This window comes from Leptospira ilyithenensis (genome assembly GCF_004771005.1).
GTDB classification, from domain to species: Bacteria; Spirochaetota; Leptospiria; order Leptospirales; family Leptospiraceae; genus Leptospira_A; species Leptospira_A ilyithenensis.
This window is the reverse complement of record NZ_RQHV01000001.1, coordinates 1-20,140: the sequence shown is the minus strand read 5'-3', so window position 1 is coordinate 20,140 and position 20,140 is coordinate 1. Positions and strand designations below refer to the sequence as shown.

Here is a 20,140-nt window from a genome sequence, read left to right as displayed (position 1 = left end):
CCCGCCCACAGATCTCGGTTCCGATATTTAAGCGTTCTTTTTCGCTATATCGTAAGGAGTTTCTACGGCCCCGGTGTAGATTTGGCGAGGACGGCCAATCTTCATATTTGGGTCTTCGATCATCTCTTTCCATTGGGCAATCCAACCCGGCAATCTTCCCATAGCAAACATCACAGTGAACATGTTTGTAGGTATTCCGAGTGCACGGTAAATGATTCCTGAATAAAAATCCACGTTCGGATATAGTTTTCTCTCTACAAAGTAAGGATCATTGAGAGCGGCTTCTTCCAATTCTTTTGCGATGTCCAGAAGAGGGTCTTTGATTCCTAGTTTGTTCAGAACTTTGTCACAAGCAACCTTGATGATTTTTGCTCGAGGGTCGAAATTTTTGTAAACTCTGTGGCCAAATCCGTTGAGTCGGAAGGAAGAGTTTTTGTCTTTTGCCTGTTCAACGATTTTTTTAACACTGAGCCCTGACTTTTTGATTCCTTCCAACATTTCCAATACTTCTTGGTTGGCTCCACCATGACGCGGTCCCCAAAGTGCAAGGATACCTGCGGAAATAGCACCGTAAAGGTTGGCAAGAGAAGAGCCCACCAAACGAACAGTAGATGTTGAACAGTTTTGTTCGTGGTCCGCATGAAGAATCAAAAGTAGATTCAATGCGGAAACGATTTCAGGATCGATTACATACTCTTCCGCAGGAACAGCAAACATCATGTTTAAAAAATTGCTGCCGTAGTCCAAATTGTTCAAAGGATGAATCGTAGGTTGTCCCAAGGACTTTTTATAAGCGAAAGCGGCAATAGTTGGAAATTTTGCAAGTAGGCGGATGATGGAGATAGCTCTATGCTCTTCATTCATCGGATCATAAGAATCCTGATAATAAGTGGATAAACATCCCATCATACAGGACATGATCGCCATAGGGTGACCGTCTTTTGGGAATCCGTTGAACAAACGTTTGAGATCCTCATGGATCATCGTATGCATCGTAATGGATTCATTCCAAGACTTTAGTTCTACTTGATTAGGGAGTTTTCCATGGATTAAAAGATAAGCAACTTCGGTAAACGTCGATTTTGCGGCAAGGTCTTCAATCGGAATTCCGCGATAACGCAAAATCCCTTGTTCTCCATCTAAGAATGTGATTGCACTTGTACAAGCACCGGTGTTCAGATAACCGCTGTCAATCGTAACATAACCACTCAACTGGCGGAGCTTTGTGATATCGACTGCTTTTTCGTTTTCGGAACCAATGACTACGGGGAGTTCGTACTCCTTACCATCTATTTTCAGAATTGCCTTTTCCGACATATCTTCTCCTAATATTAACTCTTTCAATGATAAAGTAGACGAGAAAACCCCTGAGAAAAGCTATTTTTTACAACTTATGGTATTTTTTCAAAATGTCATATGCGTAATAATTCGACACAACGATTCTACAATAATCCCTAGACTCTTTTACGGGAAGGTCTTCCAAGAAATGGTTGAAATCCCCGTTATAAACTTGCTTTTTCCATTTACGAAGATTTCCCGGACCCCCGTTGTAGGCGATGGATGCCCAACGCAGCTGGTTCTCGTTTGATTTCAACAAGTAAGCCAAAAACTTTGTCCCCAATCGAATCGAGACGTTGGGAGTGTACAAAGAGTAATCTTTGACCCCCATTCTTTGAGCAAGCTCTCTTCCCGTAGCCGGCATGATTTGCATAAGACCGCGAGCGTTGGATCTTGAAGTAGCCGTTTCCTTAAAAAAAGATTCCTGTCTCATAAGCGCATAGACCATGTCTTCTGAAATCCCGTTTTCGTCGGAATAGGATTTCACCAAATCCCTATGAGGTCTGGGATAAATACGCATGGAAATCTGAATGGGAAGTAAGATCGGATCATCGGGAATCATATACCGCTTCAAAAGAGAACGGGTATAAAATGCCGTATAATACGTGTTTTTTGATTGGTCTCCGATTCCTACCAGTATTTCTTCCTTTTCCTCTTCCGATAATTTTTCTTTCAGAGAATAATGATGTACGAGAGAAAGTCCCATCGCATCTTCTCCTACTTTAAAATAATCGGAGGCAAGCAGCAAAGTACGATTTCCCTGGATGCGACTGCTCGCATTGGAAAGTTTGATCCCAAGTTCATAAGAACCTCTCGGATAGGCGAATCCGAGGTTTTTGCCGATGAGGCCTCCTGACTCCTCGGGGATTCCTGCGGTATGAGAAAGGTATTCGAAAAGGCTGTCTTTGCTGTAGACAGGATTGTCCGGTTTGGATTCCTTTTGGATTTGCGTGATAAACTCTTCCCGAATGACCCTGGTATAATAAGATCCGGGGCAAAGCAGATAGTATCTTTTCAATTCCTTTTGCAATCTTTCCGTTTCGCCCTTGGACTGCAATGCCCTCAGATACCAATAAACTAACCTCCCTTTGACGGGGAGATTGGGAATTTCGGATAATGCCTTTTCGAATTGGGGAATGGGAGCGAAGGAAATACTTCCGTTGTTTCTCATCACAAGAGAATCAAGCAATCTGTCCTGATAAAAAAGATTAAACGGGTACTTGCCCAAGTAATGAACCAAGTTGTCAAAATACAGATCTTTTTCACCTAATCTATCGTAGGAGGCAGCAAGGATTCTGTAGGTTCCCGGATCTTTCCCTCCGAAACTTTTTACAAGATCGATCGCTTTATGAAATTTGTTTTGTGCATATAAAATATCTCCCAGCCCACCGATCCATCCCGGATCAATTTCGGTAAAACTTCTATTGGCCCTGAGAACCCGGTACAATTCGTCGGTTCGATCGAGTTTGGTTAGTTGGAGAGTGAGATGTTTGAAACCTTGGTAAAATTGAAGTCTTGTGGAAAATAATTCCGGCCTTGATTTGAAAATGGCCTCTTTGTCAGCGGTATTGATCGCTGGAAAAAATAAAGTCAGTTCGGATACCGAGAGTTGGTGGATACTGGAATTTCCCTTCCACTTTCCCCAATCGGCTGCAATGTACTGAACCGTATACTCCTGTATGGTGTCTCTTTGCAGACAAGCAGTCCATTCGTCGATCGCTCCTTTTTCGTCACCTAGCATTAGTCTTGCTTTCCCGAGTCTGTATTGGGAGTCGGGAGTGAGCAGGTAATATTTGGTCGAGTCGGATAGGGACTGACTTCTTTCTAAAATATCCTTCCATCTGTTTTCGATGGCAAGCAGACGGATCAATTCATCGAATGCCTTTCTGCAGATAGGATCTTCTTCCCAATTCAGCCTTGATAAAAATAAGATTTTTTCTTCCGTATTCAGATAATTTCTCTGAGATATCTCCGTATACAGTTTCCAATAAGTAAGCCGAAAGAGTGTGGTCTGAAACGGCATGGTTTGGGTGAGTATTTTTTTCACTTCCTCCGGGGTGGTTTCACTGACGAATACTCCTCTTACAAGCGAGATCAGATAACGAAATCTTGTCTCCTTGTTTCCGTTAGGTGATTTTTCGTGAAACTCGATCAGACTGTAGACTTCACTTTCCCGGGAAGGGGAAGTTTTCTGAAAATGGGACTCGATTTTATCCCATTGGTGGGATTTTACCCAATAATAAATGTCATCTTGTGCAGATAGGGAAGGGATGGCCAAATAAACCAAAAGAATTCTACTTGCTACCCAAAAAAACCTCATGCATACTTCCTATAATTACGAATTTTAGAGGGAAAGGGCACCCTCCTTATGAGCCGAAACATCGAAACACAATTACCTTGGCCTGAAATCCGACTTCATTTCACAAAGCAGACGGAAGAAAAACCGCCCGCTCCCCCGACTTCAAACGAACCGGTAGCTGTTTCCACCCTTGATCCCATTCCAATGAATGTCTTTTGGAGCAGTTTACGTTCTTCTTTCCAAGGTAAATACAATCGTTATATTAACTACATACAATATTTATCGACCGATTTTTCGGGAGGTTTTAAAGTTTGTTCCTTTCTGACTCAAAATCACACTCAGAATACATTTCATTTCCCTTTTTCCCCTCCCGGTCCCCCGGTTTCGCTGGAAATGCGAAATATGATTTGGCTTGTTTCCAAAAAAAAAGAGTGGGAGGAAGTAGAAAGAGAAGATTGGGAGCTACTTGGAATTAGTTTTTTACTGACAGGAGACATTACCGATTTCAAAGCATGGGTGGAAATGACCAAAAGGGAATTCGGACTTTCCGAAGACTGCAAACGCTTTTTGACTTTGCTCGGTTGGGAAGAATACGAACCCGAAGAAGACGATTCCATCTTACAATCTCTGATCCATTATTCCCGTGGAAATTACGAATCGGTCAATTATAAGGCGATATCTAATTCCGTTTTAAAGGAAGGGTATTGGCAACTATCAGGTGTTTTGCTGGATTCGATAGCCAAACTTGCCTGGAAGGGCGAAGATACTCTTAAATTCCTTCAGTTTTTGTCCGGATTTTATTCGGATTGGAAGGATTGGGAAAAAACAAAATTCAAATCCATTGTTCTCGGAAAAGTTCCTGCATTTGCTTTCGTTCGTTATGCGAAGAAATTGCTCTCAAAAAATGAATTTTCTTTTTATTTGGATGATATAAAAAAAATATTCCGGGGCGACTGGGAAGAAGAGGAAGTTCAATTCGGATACAATGTCGGTTTTCCATTTGACCCTTTTTTAGTTACTCTTCTTCGTTATGATAAAGAAGGGGACCGTTTTGAAAAAACGATCCAAACGGAAATTTTCCAATTTCCTTATTCTTATTTTTCCAATTTGCAGATGGCATTGACTTGTTACCGAAAAGGAGATTTCGATTCCTTTTTGAATTTTTATGAGAAGGGGGGAAGGCTTCGTTTTTTACCAATCCCTCTTTATTTGTACGCACGGGCCTTGCAAAGGAAAGGGGATGCGGAAGTTGCTGGCTCCATTCTTTCCACATTGGAAAAAATGGGCAAAACCCCTTTATTTCCTGATGAAATGAGTGATATCTAAATGCCGTTAACGCAAGAACAGATCTTAGAACTTACCAAATTGCAAAAGATGTTACGCCATTTGGAAAAGATTGAAAGAGGTGCAAAAAATGACATTCAAAAAGAAAGAGTTGCCTTTGATATAGAAAGGTATCGTCGTAGAGTTCAGGAAGTTTCTCCCGAGGGCGTTCCTGAAAACCTGGATCAAGCGATGCAGAACGTAAAAGCGCGGGCTGAAAATCCGGGAACAAAACATAAGGTTATCTCTCAATACCCTGTAATGAAAATTACACCTAATGCGAATGATACGGAAATCAACCAGATCGGTACACTTGTAAATATCATGGATTTGGAATATATTCCCGTTGTGGGAGATGCACATATCAAGTTTGATTATTCTCACGCTACGGAAAGAGATTCCGTATTGAAATATATGGAAAACCTTCGTAGAAACATGAAGATTCTGATAGAAACCATTGAAGAATATGCCGCAGCCGACAAACAAGAGTTCCGTGAACAACTTTCCCGAATGAAAAACAAACAGTCCAGGATCTTTATAGCGGAATCCTACGAGACCTTTGTAAAATTCCAGGAATTTCTTCATTCCGTAAATGATGAAATCAAAGAGGGAAACAATGTGATCATGAACATGGAAGAATCGGTTAAATTCAACCCCAGGTTTGAAAAAGCAACCATGTTGGAAGGACGTTCCATTATGGAGGCTCTCCGGGAATTCCAACAATTTGTGGATGAATCCGTAGAATTGATCAAACTCCCTTCCTTTAGAGGCTAAAAAAACCTTTTCTTCCCGGGCATCTTCTTCCAAACTGGGAAAAACTCAAACTTTAGGGACCATAAGAAGCATGGCTTTAGTGAAAAACCAAACAGAAGTAACCAACTCAACAATCGGAGAAAACTCCTACTTCAATGGTAAATTCTTTATCAACGGTTCCCTCAAAATCGATGGAAAATTTGAAGGTAAATCGCTCCAAGCGGAACACCTTTACATCGGTGTTACGGGCAAGGTGAAAACAAACATCACTGCGGCGAGCGTGATCGTAGAAGGTATCGTTGTTGGAAACGTGACTGCTAGAAACAGGGTGATGCTTTTACCTACTTCTAAAATCTTGGGGGATATTAAAACTCCTGAGCTTATCATCCAAAACGGGGTGATCCTAGAAGGCCGTTGTATGATTTCCAATGATCTCAAACACAGTGCCAAGGATTTGATCGAACTTGAGTATTCCAAAGACTCACTAAGCGTAGAAAAAATCTTCGGGAAACAACCTAACACAAAAGAATAGTTGAAGACGATTCTTCTCTCAGAAGGAGACCCTGCCAGTATCAATTACGAATTACTTGCGGGTAGCCTTCCCACACTTCGTTCTCTTTCCAAAACAAATCGCATTATTCTTGTTCGGGGGAATCATAAACTCGTCGCAAAAGGTTTCTCGGAAGTAGAAGACATTCCCAAAGGAAACGGGCTTTTTTCCTTTAAAAAACAATATCTCAGCCGGGAAGAGATTTCAAAAATCAAGCTGGGAAAACCAAGCGAAGCTTCCGGTCGTTCCGCTTTCCAAGCACTTCTTTCCGCCATTCAGATCCAAAAACAGACAAAGGGTGCATCTCTCATCACTTTGCCTTTGAGCAAAGAATGGGTCATCCGGGCGGGGATTTCCGGGTTCCGGGGACATACGGAAACTTTGGCGGAAGAATACAACACCCCCACATTCATGATGATGACGGGCAAAAATTTAAAAGTTATACCTCTAACCACTCACGTTCCCATCTCAGGCGTTGCCGAAGAGCTTACCCGTGTTAATTGGTCGGAACTGATCCTTGCGATTAAATCCACCAAACTTTTGAAGAGACCCAAAATTTGTCTTTTGGGACTCAATCCTCATTCCGGAGAAGGTGGCAAAATCGGAAGAGAAGAGTTGGATATTTTGATTCCTAAAATGGAACTTTTCCGAAGCGCAAATCTTCGGATCGAAGGTCCGATTCCTGGGGACTCTGCCTTTTTACCTGAGAATCAAAAAAAATTCGATCTCTTCCTTGCCTGTTATCATGACCAAGGCCTCATTCCTTTCAAAATGCAGGAAGGAAAAGAAGGGGTGAATGTGACTTTAGGATTGAAATTTTTACGGGTTAGCCCCGATCATGGAACAGCCTTTGCGATTGCAGGCAAAGGCAAAGCGGATCCTACGGGTCTTATTTCCTGTTTGAAATTAGTAACAAAAGCACAATCATGAGTTTACTCGACCAATTAGCATTTCCTATTTTATTTATATGGTTTATCGGACTACTTCTATCTCTGTTTCGCAGAGATCTGGAAACTCATTGGAAGTTTTTTTTCTTTCTGGTATTTTGTTTTTATATGGTTCAGTTTTTTCCTGAGTTTTGGGCGGGAGTCGCTCGTTGGAAGGAAAGTCCTAAGCGTGAACTTTTGTCCTGGCTTGGGAGTATGGGACAGGCAATTTATGTATTTCTTTTTTTGTTATGGCCGCTTGTGTTGATACGAATTTACTATTCCGCTTCGAACAATTTAAGTAAAACATTGATACCTGTTCTTTCCTACGGAACCGTTGTGTATTGGGCTTTGTTCTTTATGTGGACTTATTACACCAAAGAATGGTACAAATTTATTGAAGATTATATTATGAATAAGTAATAAAAACAGGAAAAGTTATGGCAGTCCCCTTTATCGATATAAAAAGATTTGAGCCTGGTTTTTTAGACCAGTGGAATGAGAAAGTAAAAACCATGTCTGCAAATGCGCAGTTCATCGGCGGTGCGGAAGTGTCCGAACTGGAAAACGGTTTATCGCAAGCTACAGGTACGAAATACACTGTCGCTTGTGCAAACGGGACGGATGCATTACAGATCGCCTTACGTGCAGTAGGTGTAAAACGCGGTGATAAAGTATTATTGCCCGATTCCACCTTTTGGGCGACTTTCGAAGCGGTTGTAAATGTGGGCGCCGATCCTTATACCGTGGATACGAATTCCGGCGATTTGCAAATGGACTTTGATACGTTCAAAGAAGCTTTGGATACAGTGAAGCCGAAGGCAGCCATGATAGTCCATTTATACGGTTGGGGAACTTCCCGTATTAAGGAATATCGTAAACTTTGCAAAGAAAGAAATGTTCCTTTGATCGAAGACGGTGCACAATGTTTCGGAGTTCTTTATAATAACGAATCCATCTACAAAGACGCCTTGATTTCAACTACTTCCTTTTATCCCGCAAAGGTGTTAGGTGCTGCAGGAGACGGAGGGGCGATTTTTACAAATAGTGAGGAACTGTCCGTCATTGCCCGCAGACTTGCCAACCATGGTCGTACTTCCCATTACGAACACGGTGATATCGGTTGGAATTCCCGATTGGATTCTTTGCAAGCTGCATTTCTCAATCTATCTTTGAAGCATTTGGGAAAAAGAATCGAATCTCGCAAACAAGCGGCAGAATTTTATTACAAAACTTTGCCAGGTGCCGGAATCGAGCCGATCCACCCTCCGGAGGGATATATTGAGAACGGTTATTGCAATGTAACTCTTGTTTCTCCCGAAGAAAGACCGAAGATTGAAGCAGTTTTAAAAGAAAAAGGAATCGGCTTTGGAAATATTTATCCCGGCGCCATGTCCGATCAACCGGGTGCCAAACCGCATCTGATCCAGAGATTTGGGAAAGACCAAAATGCTAGACGGATATCCGCTTCCGTTCTAAACTTTCCATTATTCGCATATATGACTGATTCGGAAAAAGACGAAGTGATTTCAGCGATCAAAGAATATAAAAAACGGTAAACATGGAAAAATTTCGAATCGGTGTATTTTTATTTCTTCTTTTGGTATTGGCGGTTTTGACATTTAGCCTTTCCAAAAGTTGGAAAATCTATGAGTCCGGTTACGAAGTAACCGTTGATCCGATAGAAGACAAAGACACCGCTCCAGAGCCAACCGATGAATTTGATTTGGAAAACGGAAATGGAAAAGTGTTTTGGAAACAGTTTTTCATTTATCCGGTAGGGCTTGTGACCGAGTCCGGCGGATATGGTCCTGACGGAACAATGGCCCATGCGCGTAACCTGTATTCGGTGAATTTGAAAACAGGAGCCGTAAAAAAGTTCTTTCCGCGCAATGTATACGTATGGGATTACTTTTTGGGAGAGTTTTCCAAACAGATCATCTCGAATATAGATGAGCCGAAGCTGGATTCGCTAGGCTTGGACAAAAGACTTCTTGTTTTTGCGGCAACGGAAGATACAAACAAAGACGGAGTTTTGAATCATAAGGATGGAAAAAGATTGTATCTTTATGATCCCGACAAAGAAGAGTTAAGTGATATACTTCCCCAAGGTTATGTATTCAGAAAATTGATTTACAATACTGCAAAAAATACGATCTCTTCCATCATTAAAAAAAATCCTCCTCCCTCGTCGGAAAAAGCGAAAGGAAAAAAAGCGGAACCTGAAAGTCCTCAGGAAATTTTTTCTTATGATGTAATTACCGCAAAAGGTGTTTTAGCAAAACGGTTTGAATGACCGTTTGAACTAATTGGCATTATATGGATCTCTCGCGACCTACGTATAGAGGTTCATATTTTTCTTCCGATATTATCAGTGAGACCATATTGTTTTGTATGGTTTCAGAATCGGTGGTTCCCCGCCCGATTTGGGTGGGGAACCACCCGCCACCCAATGTGTTCCTTCTACCATACCGCCTTCTCTTTGTAAAGCGAAGAGTCAGGTTTTCGAAATTTTATTCAAAAAAGTTCGCCTTTTTACTTTCTGTTTTCACTTTTCGTTCAGTGGAAATTACTGTTTAACTGGTGTAATGTTTCTTCAGCCAAATGTGGTATTTTTTTATTCGCAGATTGGTTTTCAACTGATCCTTGATCACTGTGAAAAGCGGTGAGATTTTCAAGGAAGGTTTTTTCTTCTTTGACATGCGGTTCAGTTGGTATTTTACCATAGCCATATTTGCTAACGCTACAAGTGGTTTCGACTTCCAGCCTACAATGGGCAAATCTCTAACATATGTATTTTGGTTCTTCCAATCATTTGGTAGATCAGGGTTCAAAGCGAGTGCAGTTGCGATCCCGACCAAAGAAACCCCGTTTGTGATCACTTCTTCGGCTACTTCCTTTCTTTTTATCCCTCCTGTAATCATAATCGGAATTGCAGATGTTTTGGTAATTTCTTTTGCAAATTCCAAAAAGTAAGCTTCTCTTGCCAATGTTCTACCGTCCCGGGAATCGCCTTGCATCGCCGGTGCCTCATAACTTCCGCCTGATAATTCCACAAAATCGACTCCTCTAGTATCGGCTAACATTGATATGACTTTTTTTGCGTCTTCAATATCAAATCCTCCTTTTTGAAAGTCTGCCGAGTTCAATTTCACACTTACTGCAAACTCAGGTTTTACTTTTTTGCGAACTTCTGTAACGACTTCCAAAAGAAAACTTGTACGATTTTCCAAACTACCGCCATAACGATCTGTTCTACGATTGGAAAGAGGCGAAAGAAATTGACTGATTAAGTATCCGTGCGCTGCATGAATCTCGACTCCGTCAAACCCTGCTGCTTCAGCAAGGACCGCCGTATTTGAAAATTTTTGAATGGTCTCTTCAATCTCAGGAGAGGTCATTTCTTTCGGTTGCCCGAACATCTTTGAAAATCCACCCATATTCAATGGAACCGCGGAAGGCGCCCATACATTACCACCCATTTTCGAAAGCACCTGCCTGCCCGGATGGTTGATTTGCATGATCACCTTGGTTCCATTGGATTTGCTTTTTTTCGCCCAAGTTCGGAAGTCCTCTAAGAAAAGATCTGATTCGAAAACCACTCCGCCTGGTCCGGTCAGTGCTCTGCCATCTATCATAACATTGCCTGTGATGATAAGACCAACTCCTCCGTTTGCCCAAGTTTCATATAAGTTCCATAAGGCGGTGCCGGGGATAAATTCTTCAGTAGCAAGATTTTCCTCCATTGCTGCCTTTACCAGTCGATTGGACAATGCGAGCCCACCTGGCAAACGGTAGGGAGTGAAAATTTGGTTTGAATACATGATCGATTCCTTTTAAATCCTACTTGACAAACTGGACAATAATTGTCAAGTTTGTTTTGTGTCAGACAAATTGATTCCGAATGACGAGATTGAAACGGATTCCCGAAAAGTTGAAATTTTAGAGGGAGCGATCGGTGTTTTTTTGAGATACGGGTTTAAAAAAACATCTATGGATGATGTTGCAAAATCCGTTTCCATTTCCAGGCAGGCGCTTTATTTGTATTTTGCAGATAAAGAAGATTTGTTCAAAGAGGGGCTCCGGTATTTTTTTGCAACGTCCTTCCGGTCCGCCGCCCAAATTTTAAACCAAAAGAAGATCCCGATTGAGGAGAAATTATTTCTAGCGTTGGAGGCTTGGCTCGGCAGATATGTTGGGGGAAAAAGTAGCGAAGCTGACGATCTTATCTTGGCAAGCAAAGGTTTGGTGAGCGGACTCATTTGCTCTTACGAAGAAAAATTTTATCTGGCGCTGATAGAAGCCATTCGTGATTCCAAATTGAATGCATATTATATTAAAAAAGGTATCGGTCCGGAACAAATAACAAATACATTACGAGCAATGGCACAAGGATTCAAATTTTCCTGTGACTCCGATGCAAGTTTTAAAATCAAATTAAAGGAATCAATTCAAGTTATCTGCGCGCCTATTTTGTGAATGGGGAAATAAACTTGAATGCGAACAGAAAAACGATGAAGGGAGTTTTGTATTTCCCTTCGTTTGTAGGCTTAATCGAAAATCTTTGAAAAACCCTCGTTAACCGAGGGCTTCTTTCACTAAAGTTTCCTGTTCTTTCAAATGAGTTACCACGTGGCCGCAGGCAGGGCTTGGAAATTCGGAACGACCGGCATAATGGAGTCGTTTGTTTTCCGGCATGACCGCTTCGATCCGATCGCGGATAAATGACCAAGCTCCTTGGTTTTTCGGTTCTTCCTGAACCCACACGAACTTTTTAATCTTAGGATAACTTGTAATCATCTGTTGGATGTGTTTTTCCGGGAAAGGATAAAGCTGCTCTACCCGAACGATTGCTACGTTTTCTTTTTTGTCAACGTCTACCGCTTTGCGCAGGTCGTAATATACCTTGCCCGAGCAGAATAACAATCGATCAACTTTTTCCGGTTTGGCGACCGGGTCAGGTAAAATCTTTCTGAAGGCACCGGTTGTGATATCTTCCAAGCTGGAAGCAGCTTCTTTCAAACGGAGAAGAGACTTCGGTGTGGTCATGATGAGCGGCTTTCTGAAACTTTGCAAAATCTGTCTGCGAAGGATATGGAAATACTGAGCAGGTGTGGTTAGGTTTGCCACTTGCATATTGTCTAGCGCGCATAATTGCAAAAATCTTTCCAGCCTTGCGGAAGAGTGTTCCGGGCCTTGGCCTTCATAACCATGAGGCAACAAACATACGAGCCCGCTCATCCTTTGCCATTTGATTTCAGAACTGGAAACAAACTGATCAAAGATCACTTGTGCATTGTTTGCAAAGTCGCCGAACTGAGCTTCCCAAAGAACAAGGGAACTTGGGTCGGCAAGAGAGTATCCGTATTCAAATCCGAGGCAGGAGTATTCGGATAACGAAGAGTTTATGATATCGATACGCGCTTGTTTGTCACTGATATGATTGAGTAGTGTTAGTTTTACGCCATTGGAAGTGTCAGATAAAACGGAATGTCTGTGAGAGAAAGTTCCTCTCTGCGCATCCTGTCCTGCCAAACGGATAGGGAACCCGTTTTCCAAAATGGATCCGAAGGACAATGCTTCCGCAAACCCCCAGTCAATCGGTAATTCTCCCGCGCCCATTTTTCTACGGTCTTCCAACACTTTTACATGTTTCGGATTTGCTGTAAAACCTTGTGGAATCGTAGTGATAGATTTTACGATTCCGCCCAGTTGTTGTTGGAGTAGTTGCGTGTGAATATCCGAATCAAGAGGTTCTTTGGAATATCGCGACCATACACCACCCAGTGTATCTACTGTAATACGAGTGTCTTTTTCTTTTGCTTGTTGGAAGGAAAGTTCGAGACCTTCATTGGTTCCCGTTTTGATGAACTGGATTTCTTCTTCAGTGATGTCTCCTCTTTTCAAAAGAGCAGCTTCATAAAGGTTTACCGTTTTCGGGTGTTTTTTGATGATCTCATACATCTGAGGCTGAGTGAATGTAGGCTCGTCCGTTTCGTTGTGACCCAAACGGCGGTAACAGATCAAATCGATGATTACGTCTTTTTTGAATTTTTGGCGATACTCTAATGCGAGTTTTGTGACACGATAAACAGCTTCGGGATCATCTCCGTTCACATGAAAGATAGGAACTTGAAATCCTTTGGCAAGATCGGTTGCATACAAAGTGGAACGGGATTCGTTGGGAAGAGTGGTGAATCCGATTTGGTTATTGATTACAATATGGAAAGTTCCCCCCACCGTATAACCGTTCAGGTTCATCATATTGAAAGTTTCCGCCACGACACCTTGGCCTGCAAATGCAGCATCCCCGTGAATTGCTACCGGCATAAATTTGGAGTGATCATGATCTTTTGCCATCTCTTGACGGGCACGAACGGAACCCGCGATCACAGGATCTACAGCTTCCAAATGGGAAGGGTTGAATGCGAGAGAAAGTTTTACTTCTTTCCCGGAATGGGTCATTACGTTATTGGAATAACCCAAATGATATTTTACGTCCGCATAACCAAGTTGACCCGGGTTAAGTTTTTCTTCGAACTCGGCAAAGATGAGTCCCGCAGGTTTGCGGATCACATTTACAAGAACATTCAATCTTCCTCTGTGTGCCATTCCTATGACGAGGGCGTCCATCTTATGCATGCCCGCTTCTTCCACGAGAGTGTCAAGCATAGGAATCATTGTTTCCCCGCCTTCGAGGGAGAATCTTTTTTTTCCTACGAATTTTTTTGCGAGGAAATTTTCGAAAGTATCGGCTTGGTAAAGTTTTTCAAACAGTCGTAATGCGGTCCTTTTCGGAATAGACTCGTTGTTGGCAAGCGGTTCCATTCTGTTTTGCAACCACTCTCTTTCTTCATCATTGACCAGATAATAATGTTCGGAACCGATGGAACCGCAATATGTTTTTTCAAACCAATTGATTACGTTTTGTAATTTTGTTTTTCCTAGATTGGCAACACCGGAATCCACTTCCGCTTCGAGATCCGTTGCTTTGAGTGCTTTGATTTTTAAATCGATGAATTGGCGGTTTGGTTTATTGATCCCCAGCGGATCAAGATTTGCCGCCAAATGTCCTTGTCTTCTGTAGGCATTGAGAAGGTTGATGATACCGAAATCATTGAGAGAAGAATCCTTTCTGTGCTCGGAAGAAGTATAATTTACATAGCCATTTCCGTTAAAACCGTTCCCGTTGGAGGAGGTAGAGCTTCGGTCCAGGTCCTGAAAAAAAAGCGCCCAGTCCGAAGATACGGAAGTCGGGTCCTGTTTGAATTGCTCGTATAACTCTTCCAATACGACAACGTTGTCGCCGTATAAACTCATCATCTGTTCCGTAGTCATCTTTTTCTCCCTTGTATATGAAACGAATTCGGCATCATCTTTTTCTTACGAATGGATCGACCATTTTGCGTCGGCGTCCATGGCGGCTTCCCTTAAAATCTCCGAAAGAGTGGGGTGAGCGTGCGTGGAACGTGCAATGTCTTCGGCACTGGCCCCAAACTCGAATGCAACCGCCGCCTCCGCAATCATATCTGACGCGCGAGGACCTACAATATAGACACCTAAAAGTTTATCCGTTTTTTTATCGGCTAGTACCTTCACCTGTCCGTCCGGTTCATTCATCGCTTTGGCACGCGCATTTGCTTTGAAGACGGATTTTCCTACTTTGTATTCGATTCCTTGTGCTTTTAACTCTTCTTCGCCGAGTCCAACCCAAGCGACTTCCGGCCAGGTATAAACAATGGAAGGAATCGCGCGGTAATTTACATGTCCGAATTGACCTGCGATCAATTCTGCAACTGCGATCCCTTCATCTTCCGCCTTGTGGGCAAGCATAGGTCCGTCGATCACGTCGCCGATTGCATAGATATTGGGAATATTGGTTTGGAAATGGTTCGGTTTGACTTTGACTCGTCCGCGTTCCGTGAATTCGATTCCGATTTCTCCTGCACCAAGTCCATCTGTATTCGGACGGCGTCCGATGGAAACAAGTACCTTGTCTCCTTCCAAAATTGTCTTTTTTCCTTCTTTGTCTTCTATCTCCACTTCCACTTTTTTGCCTTTCACTTTGGCACCATGGACTTTGGTTTCGAATAAAAAATTCATACCTTGTTTTTCCAAGATTCTTTGGGAAAGTCCGGCCATGGCAGCGTCTGCCGTTCCGAATAGGCGGGGAAGAAGTTCTACGATGGTGGCTTTTGCACCGAGTCTTCCCCAAACGGAACCAAGTTCCAAACCGATTACTCCCGCGCCTACAATGATTAGGTGTTCGGGAACGGAATCCAATGCGATCGCATGATCCGATGTGATTATGTTTTTTCCGTCCACGGGAAGCGGAGGAATTTCGATCGGAGTGGAACCTGTGGCAATGATGATGTTTGTGCCTGAGATATTTTCGGTTTTGCCGTCATCGTCTGTGATCTGGATTTCGGTTTTGGATACGAATTTTCCAAGACCAAGGTAACGTGTGATTTTGTTTTTCTTCATGAGGTAATCCACCCCGGAAGTCACTTCTCCGACGACTTTGTCCTTTCTATCCATCATTTTTTTGATGTCGATTTTAATGGAACCGATTGTGATTCCATGATCACCTAGTTTGTGTTTGGCTTTATCGTATTCTTCGGAAGAATCGAGAAGTGCCTTTGAGGGAATGCATCCTACATTCAGGCAAGTTCCGCCGAGTGTTTTTCTTTTTTCAATGATAGCTACTTTTTTGCCTAATTGCGCGGCGCGAATTGCCGCAACATAACCACCGGGACCTGCACCGATTACGATTACTTCGTATTGTTCCATGTAGTGTCTTTATACCTCAAGGAGAAGACGGGCAGGGTCTTCGATTGCATCTTTGATTTTTACGAGGAATTGAACCGCTTCTTTTCCATCTACAATTCTGTGGTCGTAGGAAAGTGCAAGATACATCATCGGACGAATTACTATTTGATCATTTACAACTACCGCCCGTTTGACGATATTGTGCATTCCCAAGATCCCCGATTGAGGAGGATTGAGAATCGGTGTGGACATCATGGAACCGTAAACACCTCCGTTGGAAATGGAGAAGGTTCCTCCTTCCATATCTTCCAGAGACACTTTTCCGTCTTTTACTTTGCCTGCAAGCCTTGCGATCTCCGCTTCGATTTGTGCTAAGGACAGTAAGTCGGCGTCCCGAACAATCGGAACGACAAGTCCCTTCGGTCCGCCTACCGCGACTCCGATATCGTAAAAGTTTTTATAGATAACATCTGTTCCGCGAATTTCCGCGTTGATGGCCGGAAAGGATTTCAATGCGGAAACAGTCGCCTTTGTAAAAAGAGACATGAATCCGAGACCGATATTGTGGGTCTCTTTGAACTTGTCTTTGTACTTGTTGCGAAGATCCATAATCCCGCTCATATCCACTTCGTTGAAAGTGGTAAGGATGGCGGCATTGTGTTGTGCGGATACCAACCGGTTTGCGATTGTTTGGCGGAGTTTTGTCATCGGCACTACGTTTTCGCGCGGGCCTTGGGAACGTGCACCAGTCGGAACTTGTTTTGCAATTTCCGGAGTGGCTACCGCTTTCGGAGCCGCACCATTCGCACTTGGATTTGACTTTTGTGTTTCCAGGTAATTTAAAACGTCTTCTTTTGTAATTTGATTGTTGCGGCCTGTTCCTTTGATGCGGGAAGGATCGAGTTTGTTTTCTTCGATCAGCTTACGGGCAGCAGGTGGTAGTTCTTCGTTTGTGTTGGAACTTGCGGGAGCCGAACTTGCTGCAGGAGCGCTGGGAGCGGATGGTGCTGCGACGGAAGCAGTTGCGCCCTCTTCAATGGCACCGATGATGTCTCGAACATGCACCGTATCGCCTACTTTTTTAGTGATGTTTTTCAAAACGCCTGTTGCAGGAGCAGGAATCTCTAACGAGACTTTGTCGGTTTCGAGTATTGCGAGAACTTCATCTACTTTGACGCTATCGCCTTCTTTTTTTGTCCAAGCACTGATTGTTGCTTCGGTTATAGATTCCCCCATCTCTGGGACTTTAATTTCTATTGCCATGTAGTATTCCTAGGGAAATGATTTTGTAAAAACAGGATTTTTGAAGACTGGGATTCCACGAATCTATAACAACGATAGCCTGCACAAAGGGAAAAACGCAATTAAAAAACCGAAAATGCTTGAGTTTGTTCATCTCCCGCCCTTTTGTAAAAGAAAATGATAAAAAGTTTCCAAGGAAAGTCCCCCCTTATCGCTCCCAGTGCTTGGGTCGCACCTAGTGCTGATATTTTAGGCAACGTTACCATCGGCGAGGAATCCTCCATTTGGTTCCAATGTGTACTCAGAGGGGATGTAAACTACATCAAAATCGGAGATCATGTCAACATCCAGGACATGACACTAGTTCATGTGGCAAGAGATTTGTTCCCTGTCACAATTGGGAATTATGTATCCATCGGCCACCATGCCACTCTCCACGGCTGCACCCTAAAGGATCATTCTTTTGTGGGAATGGGGGCTATGCTTATGGATGATGTGGAAATCGGTGAGTGGTCTTTTGTGGGGGCGGGGTCTCTCGTGCCTCCCGGAAAAAAAATCCCTCCCGGAGTTCTCATTATGGGCAGCCCGGCAAAAATCATCCGGGACATCACGGAAAAAGAACGCGAAATCATCACCCGCACCGCTTCCAACTACGCGAAATACAAAGAAAATTACCGCAAAGAAGGAATTGAGTCCCGAAGTTCCTAACTTCTTTGTTCTTGCGTAAGCCTTTTTGGGCGCCTCGGGATCGTTCAAAACTTACGGGCGATCCAACGCCCGACCGGGCTACGGGCTTCGCTGACGCTTCGGTCGCAAGTGCGACCAGGCCCTTGCGCGGTGATTTTTGTCAAAAAGGCGAACTTTTTGGAAATAAATTTCAGGAAATGACTGGATCGCTTTACAGGAGGAAGGTGGTGTGATAGTTGGAACTCATTGGGCGGCTTTGTGGTTCACCCCTCCCAATGTCGATAGGGCGGGGATAGTATAGAAAAAACTAAGTGCCGCATCGTAACGGTAAGGCGTAGTTATGCCAATCCTCCCACTGGGATCAGGACATGGGTAACACCTCCTGGTTTCTCATCCCTTTAGATTATCGTGATTTACAATATGCAATTTAAAAGAAAGAAATACGAACATTCTGATTTCAGAAGAATAAAAATCTATCTTTAAACTACTCTAAAAATTTCTCCTGCGCAGAGGAATTGGTACATTCGATTCGTGGCCCGAGACCGTTGGGCTTTGGGAAAACTCCGATGGTGACATCGTCGCTGTTGTCAATTCGGATGGGAATATTCGGGGCTCGCAATTAGGTGATGCATTTATTCAGTTAAGGAATCTGAAATATTCAGATGAATTTCTAATAGGAATTATTGGAGTTTGCAGAAACAAAATTATCCTTTAAACATGGAAATGAAAGAATTCTAAATTTAAGAATCAATACTGGCTTTTCACAGCTGAAAAAAATCATTAGCGACCGAAACTATGCGTACGAAAATTCAACCGATCCTATTTATGGCCTAAATCTAGACGATAATTTTGCAGTCGAATTACCTACCGGATTTAGAATAATAAATTCGGACAAATTAAGCAATCACCAGAAAGGTTTTCGGATATTATAGTGGTATTCAGCCTGATAATAACATTGCAGAAATTGCGTATCAATCGCTCAGGAAAGCGCCGGACTATTCGCAAGAACTTGATCTGGCAGTCATTAATAGAAATAATGAAATTGTATCCTTTGCTACTATTTGGCATGATTCAATAAATAACATTGGAATCATCGAGCTAGTTGGAACGATGCCTGAATTCAGAAAGTAGGGGTTAGGTAGAGCAGTTATCTATGAAGGAATTAATCGAATTAAGAACATGAATGTTCATAAACTGTATGTTCGATCAGATCAGTCATTTTACAAAGCGCTTGGTTTTTCCTTAGAATATTTCAAAGAAATTTGGCAAAAGAAACTTTAGAATTCTGGCGGATAGTAAATCGATATTGGCGCTATTCATCACATAACACCACATCGTCTGCTGCGTAGACGGGTCTCAGCTACGGACAACGTCGTAAAGCTAGTTCGTTATGCGAAATAGAGGCAAAAATCCGTTCTGATTTTAAACTCCCTCATTTTTTGTTGAAAAAGAAATTAGATTTGCTGCATTGGAAATCACGAATTCAGGAAGAAAACTTTTTTCAATTTTCACAATTAGAAAAAACAAAATTAGAATTATTTCTACAAGAGATATGAGTCGGAAAGAAAGGAAGGTTTATGAAGAATCTCAAAAAGAAAATACCTAAATTCAAATCCGACTCTGAGGAAATTGATTTCTGGGCTGAAAATGATTCAACTGATTTCTATTCGTTTGCCAGAGTCATTGTTAGAAAGATTAAAAACTCTCGCAAATAAGAATGATGTTCCTTACCAATCATTAATTAAAATTCTCCTTTCCGAAAAGGTGAATGAAGAATTCAAGAAAGTCAGTTAACCTTGCCTCTATTTCGCATAACTATTCAAATCAACGTTTCTTTCTAAAAGACTTTTCAGGAAAATTTGGAGTCCGGCAAGTGAGTCAAAATCAGGGTTTTTCATATCGACGAAAATATCTACGTCGCTATTGGAACTAATTTTATCTTTTGCAAAAGATCCGAAAACACCGACTTGCAAAACTCCAAAACCGGTTTCCAGTTTTGGCTTAGCATCAGAAAGCTTTTGAATCAATTCTTGTCTGCTTTCTACCTTCATATGTAAATTATCTATAGGTATCGTAAAAAAGTCAATAATTGGATATATGAATCTCTCCTTATGTAGAGCTTTTTAAAGAAGAAATGTCAAATTCACATTAACACTGATAAGTCTGTCGGATTACGCTCGTTACTAATGTGTTTGTTAATGGGCATTTAGTAATATTGTTTATTCATTAGAGGTTCGTGAAGAAAGAAGTTTT

General features: G+C 42.3%; 17 protein-coding genes and 1 pseudogene. 11 read left to right on the top strand and 7 right to left on the bottom strand.

What is annotated here, in order from left to right; genetic code table 11:
- Positions 1 to 27: 27 nt before the first annotated feature.
- Positions 28 to 1,317: a citrate synthase gene (locus tag EHS11_RS00090; protein WP_135762387.1), complete on the bottom strand. Its 1,290-nt coding sequence runs from the start codon at positions 1,315 to 1,317 to the stop codon at positions 28 to 30.
- A gap of 67 nt (positions 1,318 to 1,384) precedes the next feature.
- The gene (locus EHS11_RS00085; protein ID WP_135762386.1) at positions 1,385 to 3,658 is read right to left on the bottom strand and encodes a lytic transglycosylase domain-containing protein; all 2,274 of its coding nucleotides are present in this window, start codon (positions 3,656 to 3,658) and stop codon (positions 1,385 to 1,387) included.
- Positions 3,659 to 3,706: 48 nt separating this feature from the next.
- On the opposite strand from EHS11_RS00085, the gene EHS11_RS00080 reads away from it, so the two are divergent.
- From EHS11_RS00080 to EHS11_RS00050, 7 genes are all read left to right on the top strand, one after another.
- Entirely contained in the window at positions 3,707 to 4,963 is a 1,257-nt protein-coding gene (locus EHS11_RS00080; protein WP_135762385.1) for an LBF_1011 family protein, read from the top strand.
- Positions 4,964 to 5,734, top strand: a complete 771-nt coding sequence (locus EHS11_RS00075) for a hypothetical protein (protein ID WP_135762384.1) — start codon at positions 4,964 to 4,966, stop codon at positions 5,732 to 5,734.
- A 70-nt stretch (positions 5,735 to 5,804) separates the two neighbouring features.
- Positions 5,805 to 6,245: a bactofilin family protein gene (locus EHS11_RS00070; RefSeq protein WP_109018537.1), complete on the top strand. Its 441-nt coding sequence runs from the start codon at positions 5,805 to 5,807 to the stop codon at positions 6,243 to 6,245.
- On the top strand, positions 6,246 to 7,193 hold the full coding sequence (locus tag EHS11_RS00065; RefSeq protein ID WP_135762383.1) for a PdxA family dehydrogenase: 948 nt from the start codon (positions 6,246 to 6,248) through the stop codon (positions 7,191 to 7,193).
- A complete protein-coding gene (locus EHS11_RS00060; protein ID WP_135762382.1) occupies positions 7,190 to 7,612 on the top strand; it encodes a hypothetical protein in 423 nt (140 codons plus the stop codon). Before EHS11_RS00065 ends, EHS11_RS00060 begins: the two co-directional genes overlap by 4 nt.
- A 17-nt stretch (positions 7,613 to 7,629) precedes the next feature.
- Complete coding sequence (locus EHS11_RS00055) at positions 7,630 to 8,748, top strand: DegT/DnrJ/EryC1/StrS family aminotransferase (RefSeq protein ID WP_135762381.1); 1,119 nt, start codon at positions 7,630 to 7,632, stop codon at positions 8,746 to 8,748.
- 2 nt (positions 8,749 to 8,750) lie between these two features.
- Positions 8,751 to 9,485, top strand: coding sequence for a hypothetical protein (locus tag EHS11_RS00050; RefSeq protein WP_135762380.1), 735 nt, complete (start codon positions 8,751 to 8,753; stop codon positions 9,483 to 9,485).
- Positions 9,486 to 9,765: 280 nt separating this feature from the next.
- Here EHS11_RS00050 and EHS11_RS00045 read toward each other — a convergent pair whose 3' ends face one another.
- Positions 9,766 to 11,013: an NADH:flavin oxidoreductase/NADH oxidase family protein gene (locus tag EHS11_RS00045; RefSeq protein WP_135762379.1), complete on the bottom strand. Its 1,248-nt coding sequence runs from the start codon at positions 11,011 to 11,013 to the stop codon at positions 9,766 to 9,768.
- A gap of 58 nt (positions 11,014 to 11,071) precedes the next feature.
- Between EHS11_RS00045 and EHS11_RS00040 the strand changes: the two genes are divergently transcribed.
- Positions 11,072 to 11,668 (top strand): TetR/AcrR family transcriptional regulator, encoded by a 597-nt coding sequence (locus tag EHS11_RS00040; RefSeq protein ID WP_167884294.1) that lies wholly within the window; start codon positions 11,072 to 11,074, stop codon positions 11,666 to 11,668.
- Positions 11,669 to 11,767: 99 nt separating this feature from the next.
- On the opposite strand, the gene EHS11_RS00035 is transcribed toward EHS11_RS00040, so the two are convergent.
- From EHS11_RS00035 to odhB, 3 genes are read right to left on the bottom strand one after another with little or no spacing between them, the layout of a single operon-like run.
- Complete coding sequence (locus EHS11_RS00035; protein WP_135762377.1) at positions 11,768 to 14,527, bottom strand: 2-oxoglutarate dehydrogenase E1 component; 2,760 nt, start codon at positions 14,525 to 14,527, stop codon at positions 11,768 to 11,770.
- A gap of 45 nt (positions 14,528 to 14,572) precedes the next feature.
- Positions 14,573 to 15,979, bottom strand: coding sequence for a dihydrolipoyl dehydrogenase (gene lpdA, locus EHS11_RS00030; RefSeq protein WP_135762376.1), 1,407 nt, complete (start codon positions 15,977 to 15,979; stop codon positions 14,573 to 14,575).
- A 9-nt stretch (positions 15,980 to 15,988) separates the two neighbouring features.
- Positions 15,989 to 17,221 (bottom strand): 2-oxoglutarate dehydrogenase complex dihydrolipoyllysine-residue succinyltransferase, encoded by a 1,233-nt coding sequence (gene odhB, locus EHS11_RS00025; RefSeq protein ID WP_135762375.1) that lies wholly within the window; start codon positions 17,219 to 17,221, stop codon positions 15,989 to 15,991.
- A 156-nt stretch (positions 17,222 to 17,377) separates the two neighbouring features.
- Between odhB and EHS11_RS00020 the strand changes: the two genes are divergently transcribed.
- From EHS11_RS00020 to EHS11_RS00010, 3 genes and pseudogenes are all read left to right on the top strand, one after another.
- Entirely contained in the window at positions 17,378 to 17,908 is a 531-nt protein-coding gene (locus tag EHS11_RS00020) for a gamma carbonic anhydrase family protein (RefSeq protein ID WP_135762374.1), read from the top strand.
- Positions 17,909 to 19,340: 1,432 nt separating this feature from the next.
- Entirely contained in the window at positions 19,341 to 19,493 is a 153-nt protein-coding gene (locus EHS11_RS00015; RefSeq protein ID WP_135762437.1) for a BrnT family toxin, read from the top strand.
- Positions 19,465 to 19,681, top strand: a pseudogene (locus EHS11_RS00010) (CopG family antitoxin). The gene EHS11_RS00015 and the pseudogene EHS11_RS00010 overlap by 29 nt, the downstream one beginning before the upstream one ends.
- An 8-nt stretch (positions 19,682 to 19,689) precedes the next feature.
- On the opposite strand, the gene EHS11_RS00005 reads toward EHS11_RS00010, so the two are convergent.
- A complete protein-coding gene (locus EHS11_RS00005) occupies positions 19,690 to 19,974 on the bottom strand; it encodes a nucleotidyltransferase family protein (protein ID WP_425460515.1) in 285 nt (94 codons plus the stop codon).
- Positions 19,975 to 20,140: the final 166 nt, after the last annotated feature.